Annotated in this window: 6 protein-coding genes and 1 pseudogene; 2 read left to right on the forward strand and 5 right to left on the reverse strand. The window is 40.9% G+C overall.

Features of this window, described 5'->3' with window-relative positions; genetic code table 11:
* Positions 1–1,146, forward strand: a 1,146-nt coding sequence (locus tag PX481_RS05660) for a SagB/ThcOx family dehydrogenase (RefSeq protein ID WP_288093942.1), incomplete at its 5' end; no start/stop codon positions are given.
* 94 nt (positions 1,147–1,240) lie between these two features.
* Here the strand turns inward: PX481_RS05660 and PX481_RS05665 are convergent.
* The 5 genes and pseudogenes from PX481_RS05665 to PX481_RS05685 all read right to left on the reverse strand — a co-directional run bounded on the left by PX481_RS05665 (position 1,241) and on the right by PX481_RS05685 (position 6,370).
* Positions 1,241–2,158, reverse strand: coding sequence for a TauD/TfdA family dioxygenase (locus PX481_RS05665; protein ID WP_002761181.1), 918 nt, complete (start codon positions 2,156–2,158; stop codon positions 1,241–1,243).
* On the reverse strand, positions 2,155–2,916 hold the full coding sequence (locus tag PX481_RS05670) for a class I SAM-dependent methyltransferase (RefSeq protein ID WP_288093946.1): 762 nt from the start codon (positions 2,914–2,916) through the stop codon (positions 2,155–2,157). Before PX481_RS05670 ends, PX481_RS05665 begins: the two co-directional genes overlap by 4 nt.
* Before the next feature lie 26 nt (positions 2,917–2,942).
* Positions 2,943–4,454, reverse strand: a complete 1,512-nt coding sequence (locus PX481_RS05675; RefSeq protein ID WP_288058305.1) for a cupin domain-containing protein — start codon at positions 4,452–4,454, stop codon at positions 2,943–2,945.
* A 199-nt stretch (positions 4,455–4,653) separates the two neighbouring features.
* A complete protein-coding gene (gene dndE / locus PX481_RS05680) occupies positions 4,654–5,052 on the reverse strand; it encodes a DNA sulfur modification protein DndE (protein ID WP_288093947.1) in 399 nt (132 codons plus the stop codon).
* A gap of 594 nt (positions 5,053–5,646) precedes the next feature.
* Positions 5,647–6,370, reverse strand: a pseudogene (locus tag PX481_RS05685) (IS1 family transposase).
* A 68-nt stretch (positions 6,371–6,438) separates the two neighbouring features.
* On the opposite strand from PX481_RS05685, the gene PX481_RS05690 reads away from it, so the two are divergent.
* On the forward strand, positions 6,439–7,546 hold a 1,108-nt coding region (locus tag PX481_RS05690; RefSeq protein ID WP_288093948.1), incomplete at its 3' end, for an FUSC family protein.

Genomic DNA, 7,546 nt, shown 5'->3' on the forward strand with positions numbered 1-7,546 from the left:
CAAGGTCAAAGTCACTCGCTGCTTTTATTCTGGGAAAGTGATGTCTGGACCAACCTACAATCTGCTTGTTTCTGGAATCCTGTTTTAGAAAATACCGATATCGCTGTAGTTACCAGTGCCATTTTTTATCGGTCTGCTTGGCGCTACGAAGATCGAGCTTATCGGCGTATTTTCCTCGATACAGGGCATTTATTGGGCAATATTGAGCTATCAGCCTCGATTAATGACTATCGCGCCCATTTAATCGGTGGTTTTAACGATATCCAGATGAATGAATTGCTTTATCTCGATTCCGAGAAAGAAAGTGTCATGACGGTGATTCCTTTGGCAGATCTGCTCAATATCCGGCAAAATCTCCCCCATAGTACCACGGCACTCCCTTCGGCAACCACGACTCTTTATCCCGAAATTCCCGAGGGAGAATTATTAAACTCCCTACACCGAGCCACTATCATAGCTACAGATGAGAAGATAGAAGCAACTGTTACCCCCTCTAATTGGGAAGATAAATATAATTTTCCTTTTTGTCTAAAAGTTTCCGTGACATCCCGTCCCGTCAATTGGGGGGAAGATTTAATCGATCTGGAAAGTACGATGCTTAAACGCAGATCTACCCGCGCTTATAGTGGCGCTAGTCTCAGTTTAGACGAATTGCGAGCGCTGCTGCATTTCACCTATCAACCCCAAGATTATGCCGGCCAAAATCTCGATCCCAATCCCGATTATTTTGCTCTGGATTTATTGGAAACTTTTATCGCTGTTTCGGCAGTAACCGGATTAGAGGAAGGCTGTTATTATTATGCTCCCAAAGCCCAAGAATTGCGGCAAATTCGCTTTAAAAATTTCTGGCAAGAGTTACATTATCTCTGTTTAGGTCAGGATTTGGGACGAGATGCGGCCGCTGTGGTTTTTCATACGGCGGATCTGTCAAAAGCAGTGGCTAAATATGGCGATCGAGTCTATCGTTATCTTCATGCAGATGCGGGTCATTTGGGACAGAGATTAAATTTAGCGGCTATTCATCTGGGGTTAGGGGTTAGTGGTATCGGTGGTTTTTTCGATGATCAAGTTAATGAAGTGTTAGGAATTCCCTCCGATGAAGCAGTTATCTATATCACTACTTTAGGCCGACCGAAGGTTTTTTAGGGTGAGTTTGAACCCCTGAAGGAGTGACAAGGAAGTTGAGGTCATTGTACTCTGTACCTTGACCAGTTCACTTTCTCCCTTGGACGTATTTTGTTTAAAGGTTAATCCAACTACGGACCATCTGTCGGGGTTTTCCTGAATTTTTAAAAGCGGTTCTATTGTGGCATAAAAAGCGATTATTAAGGTAAAATACATCACCTTTTTTCATTTTGAAGCGGACTGTATTTTCTGGTTTTGAAAAAAAGTCGTCGATGATGTCGAGTGTTTTTGTGATAGCTTCCGGTTGCGCTATTTCTAGTTTGGAGTAAGCGACTTCAATCCAGTACCGCATATAACGAAAAACCAGACCCTGAGAATCTGTTGAGAATAAGGGGAAATTATTATTTTGAATAGCTTCTTGAGAATTAATCTCTCCAGGTGTAATCACATCGCGCGCCAAAGGTTCGTAAAGATAGGGAACTAGGTCTGTATGGTGTTGCCAGAAATATTGATACAAATTGGCGGCGTTTACTACCAGGGAATCTCCTCCCTCATCCGCGGCAGCAAGACACAGTAAGCCAACAATATCAGGGAAGTAGTTTTTGGCTGTACTATCGGTATGATAGCCAGTTTCTGTATTCGTCATCGAAACGGGTATAGCTTTTTTAGTGTAATCCATTCCTCGATCGATTACATCAAAAAAATAGCCATAGCGGTGGTTTAGCAGTCCAAAAATGCGAGAAATAAAAGCATAAATTAACCGCATTTCTATTTCTGTTAATTCCGGTTCTAATCGGAAAATAATTATGCCTGGTTTCTGGAGCAATTTCTCACGAAATGGTAGGAAAAAATCAAGATTTTTATTGACTGTTTCCTGTCCTATTTCGTTGGGTTTTTCAAGCCATTTGTGATTGCTTCTTTTTAGTAAATCCAAGACTAATGATTCTGGTACATGAAAAAATAGTTGAGAAGGATCAGGCAATTTTTTCCAAGTCAGTAATGAAATATTAGGATCAGAAATCGGTATAATCATTTTTGAATTTTGAAAGCAACGTGAAGGGGAAGGTCAATGAGCGGAGTAAAAAATTCTGGGTCTAGTTCTAAATGTTCCTGATTAATTTTTAGTTCATAAACTTCTGGCATTTTTGTGAATGCTGCTAAACGAAGAGATGTGAAGTAATCTTCCATAGTTTTATGAACACATTGCACGGCGACGGCTTTTCTATCTCGGCGCCAAATCTCACCGGGGAATAATTGATCGCGTCCGGAAAAATAGCCAGCTTTCGGGTTAAAATAAAACGGAAACTTATCTTTTTTCAGAAAAGGTAAAGAGGGATGGGGGACGGCGAACAGGAAATAGCCACCGAATTTCAAAAGTTGGTAGGCTTTCTGCAGCGTGCTAATAGTTTCTGAAACATTTAAGTAGTTGAACAGAAACATAGCCAGAACTAAATCGTATTGTTCGGACTCAGTGACCGCAAAATCACGAATATCACCAGCTTCATAGGAAGCATTAGTAATCTGATGCTCGTTTTTTTGAATCAAGGCCTGCTCGATCATTTGCGATGAAATATCAATCCCATGAACAGATTGAGCGCCTCGGTTAATTAACTCTCTTCCTACATAACCTTCCCCACAGCCTAGATCTAATATATTCTTGTTGACAATCGGTTCACATAAATCAATGACAAAGGGACGTGCGGAGTAATCAGAAAGCAAAATCGGTTCTACTCGTTTCCAGTCTCCTGCGCTTTCGTCGTAAAGTTTTTTGGTTTCTTGTGTTGCTTTCATACCTATCTAACGTGATAAAATTTGCACTAATTTTGTTTTAGTCTAGCACTGTGTAAGTAATTACCCATAAAACTTTTACCAGTTAATCCAAAATCAGCTATCGCCAGAAAAATTAGCTCTTCTTCTCCTAAGTTCACAGATTGATGCACACACCAACGGGGAATAACAGCAAAAGTACCCGGTTCGACCTCGTTTTCGTATTGATCAACAATAACTTTTCCTTGACCCTGAAGAAATACAAATACGGTTTCATGTGCGTGTCTGTGCATTTCATTCGCTTTTCCTGGCTTGACTATAACTAGGCGTGGATCTAAAACTTCTAGATCAAATGGTAGGCGAAATACGTTAAAGTCAATATTGAGTTTATCAACCTTATTGTTGTATAAGGCTTCTAAGTTGCTGGCGCTGATTGTTGAAATAAGCTCTTTACCTTCTTGCACATGAGTCAAGCTTTTTTGTTCATTGATTTTTTCGGTCAATGCTCCCAGTCGCACTGTTTGAAAATCATGGTAAAGTTGTGATGCAAGCCTTAATATTGTTTGAGAGCATTGGCATTCATTAGATGGATCTGCAAGCCAATTTAACAGGTTCAGAACTTCTTCCTTGTGCTTTTCCGTTTGCATCCCGTATAGCAAAAGTGAACTCAATCCGGGTAGTAGTTTTTCCACTGGAACAGTAGATAAGTCTTCCGTCAATCCAATACGCACGTCATTGATTTGATGCAATAAAAGTTCCTGTTCCTGATTAGACAGCTTTTTGCCTTTAATCATTTTAGTGAAAAGCGTAACAATCTTGAGTTGGTCTGATGATGTCAAAGATTTATCTAACGCCGACGCACGTTCATACATATTGTCCCAGTAAGCAGCACGTAGATTTAAGGCTTTTAACATTCCTTTCCGTAATTCCAGAACAGCCTGTTCGCTTTCACTGGCTAATTCTTTAGCAATCTCAACTAAAGTTAAGCTGTGTTCATCCTCCACTTCTGTATGTAAAGGAAAAAATACATATTGCTGCAAGGATAATGATGTATGTTTTTTGATCGCTTCAATAATGTGTTTGTAGATAAATTTAACAACAGATTCAGTCCCTAAACCTATCGCTCCAATAGCTTGGAGTGAACTTCCATTCTGGAGCAGCGATAAGAATGATTCACGCCAGATTTCCACTTCAACACAAGGCGTTTGCGTGCTATCTACTCCCATCGCTTCTTGAAAACGCTTGAATAACTGTGGGTGAGGAATTTCCTGTACCCACTCGTCCTTAATACCTAATTTACGGATTGCTTCGAGATCTTCATCGTGTAGATGTCCGTTTTCTTCAGCTAAGTTCTTCAGCAGGTGATTTCGATGAGTGGGATTTTCTAGCTTTGATATTACTGCTGTTAAATAACGGGAAAACCAGTCACTATAAGCTCCGTATTGACTGGCAAAGTCTGTCAGAACTTCATCAATATGTTGAAATTCTCCTTTTTCTAAAGCCAGTAAATACGGATGATTAATCGCTCGATGGCTTAGTGCTTCCTCGATTAAATTTTCCATTTTTTCTCATCCCCCGATAGCCGCCCTCTTTTAAATATAGCGCTTTTCACGTTACTGAGGTATCGACAAGTTTTGCCAACAAGGGGCTTAAGCCCCTTGCCCATGCCTCATCCTGAGGAAAACTGCTATACCATCACAAAATTGGCCAATTGTCAATAGCGTTTGAGATGCGCTCCCCCTGAAAACAGATCATTCTTGATTAAGATTCTCTGAGATTTTCCCTCTCTAATTCGATTAAATTATCGATTTTCTTTAGCTTGGCATCCCCGGCAAGATAACCGATCCCGCGATGTAAATGTAAGCGAAATTGTTGAGTTAGAGTTTCTTTATCGGTTCCTAATCCGTCTTGATGACAACGTTGTTTGAGGGCAATTAAGAAAATATCGGACATTTCTCCCCCGAATACTTTCCAAGATAATTCTACATTGCTATCGGCAGGAATGGGAACGGGAGAGGGGAGACTCGGTTCAGCAAGGGAACGACAAAAAGCCCAACGACAGAGGATATTCCATTGGTCAATTTTGGTGTAGCGTTTTAATTTTATTAGGCTATCTTTGGCGGTTTGAGATAGTCGAAAACGTTCGATCGGTGATTCCATAATCTATAATTTTACCTCGCTCTGACCGATGAGAAAATAGTTAGTCATTCTCAATCCTGTTTAATAGGATAGTGGAAAGTGGGGAGCTTTTTTTCAGTGTTCAGTAAACAGTAATCAGTGAACTGATAACTCGCATCTGATAAATGATAACTGATGAGTCCATCTCACATTTGCAGAAATACCGGCAATCGGCAATTATCAGTGACTCTTAAATTATTACAGATATATCAGCGGCTGTCTGTAAGCATCCCACCGAAAAACTAATGCGCTCCGGGGTTTGGGGGCGGCGCCACGACCCCAACGGTAGGTTTGGGGGGTAGAACCCCCCAAAGGCTTGGATTGAGCGATAAAATCGGAAGTGATGACCAATTTTAGAAGATAGTTTCCCTTTAAAAATACCAACTCGGTAGATTTACAAAAATGAGATGCACCCAATTTTACCCCCGATCACTCCCATATCTGGTACTTTTTGATTGACAAAAGGTCTAAAAGTCTTACCCAACAAGGTTTTTAGATTTATTCAGCAAACCCTATCTGTTTTGACTTTGTGTTCTTTGTGTCTCTGTGGTTGGCGTTGTCAGATGTAAAGATGAATCAAGCAAAAGTGTAGGGAACTGGAACATCCTTAAACTTAAGGTAATGAATTAGAAGCGGTAGGGAATTTTCTAACATTTTGACACATTTTGAATAGCAGAGAGTCTGACGATGAAGACGCGCTAAGTAATGACGTAATCTTGTATTTTCTCCCTCTACCCTTGTCCTATAAGTTTTGCTAACAATCTGATCCCCATCAGGGATAAATATTGGATACACTGGATTTCCATCACTTACCCAAAAATAACATTGCCAAAATGAGATAGCTTGCCATAAACGTTGAAATGTCTCTGCACTATGTTGCCGAAGGCACTCGCCTTGCGAGACCACCAATTACCCATCCAAGAATTCCATCTCGAAAGTGGTCAACAGCCGTCCAGAGCCAGATTTTGTTCTTTTTTTTACCAACAAAGGTCTCTAATTCATCTAGTTCTCCCACTTCTGGAATCGTTTCTGGATTATAGGAATCAGGCAGCAGTTTTCCCACTTGTTTGACCCAATCTATAATGGTTGTTCGTGAGACTCCCGTCACTCTCTCAATGCCTCGAAATCCCATGCCATTTACCTACATTTTCAGACAGGTGCGCTTAACATCATCGCTATAGCCCTTGGTTTCATAGCTATCGATGAACTGGCGACCACAGTTTACACATATATAGTTTTGTTTTTGACCACGATGACCATTTTTATTGATGTGGTCACTTTTACATTCTGGACATTTCATCGTTTTTTTTCCTTCATTGAGTTTCTATCCATTTTGCCTTCTCATCTCTTCATCTGACAACGCCGGTAGTGGCAGTGTTTTGGTTTATCTCTACTCACCTACCGGGCAATCTGGATCTAGCCCTAGAAAGATTTTGGTTACTCTTATTGGCCGGCATTTGGGTAATGGTTCGACCCTGGGTAATATGGCTCAACGATCCCTACAGGCCAGTTAAACAAGCCATCATTGCCAGTTACCAAAGCTTGACCCATTTTCTCGAAACTGTTGCCCGAGTTGAGATTGCCGATAAGGACGAACTCTGGGATCTGGAAACAGCCCAAGCACAATATCAAACTGGAACAATGGTCGCAACGCGCTCGCTACGCGAGACCGCCCAAGCTCATAGCCTCTGGTACGAGGTTTATAGAAGTCAACCTGGCACTCATATTGAAGGCCAGTACTTGATTTTTCTGATTGAGAAGCTAACTGATATGTATCGGGAAGTCATTGCTCTGACAGAATTGATGGTCGGACAAAGTAAGAGAGAATTAGCTGAGATGGAACCAGATCTCAAGCAAGCCTGCCAAACCCTGATCAAGGTAATGAAAAACCTAGATGAGATAGTTAAATTGAGGAAGACAAGCCATCGCCAAGAAATTGCTCAAGAAACCTTGTCGATGCTCATAACTTTACAACAGGAAGTGCAGGACTTAAGGAAAAAGTTCCGTATTGGCAGTAATTCTCAGGAAACCATCACACCTAATCTGCATAAACTGATCCTGATTCTGAAAAACTTGGCAGAACAAATTGATGCCACTATTACCCTACTCCTCGATCACCAAAGGCAAGTCAAGGTTGCACTCCAGTCAGTTTCTTTAACTCCAGTCACCTCTTTTTGGGAAATATTGAAAAATAACTGGACTTTTGAGTCGATTAATTTTACTGCGGCTATGCGTCTAGCCACTGTCACTACTTTTACCATGTTTGTATCTATTTTACTCCATTGGCATCACGGTTATTGGATGGCTTTCACGGTGCTGTTTGTTCTCCAGCCAGATTATGGTGGCACAATCCAAAAGGCTATACAGCGTCTTGGCGGCACTATTTTAGGAGTAATCTTAGCAACTCCCATAGTTTTGCAGATTCAAGATATAAATCTACTCATAATAATTCTAATTATCTTAGCTGCCCGTAAGG

This window comes from Microcystis sp. M53603_WE2, from assembly GCF_030065435.1.

Coding starts and splice junctions, on each gene's coding strand:
- dndE (WP_288093947.1), bottom strand. CDS start 5,052: ATGGAATCACCGATCGAACGTTTTCGACTATCTCAAACCGCCAAAGAT.
- PX481_RS05670 (WP_288093946.1), bottom strand. CDS start 2,916: ATGAAAGCAACACAAGAAACCAAAAAACTTTACGACGAAAGCGCAGGA.
- PX481_RS05675 (WP_288058305.1), bottom strand. CDS start 4,454: ATGGAAAATTTAATCGAGGAAGCACTAAGCCATCGAGCGATTAATCAT.
- PX481_RS05665 (WP_002761181.1), bottom strand. CDS start 2,158: ATGATTATACCGATTTCTGATCCTAATATTTCATTACTGACTTGGAAA.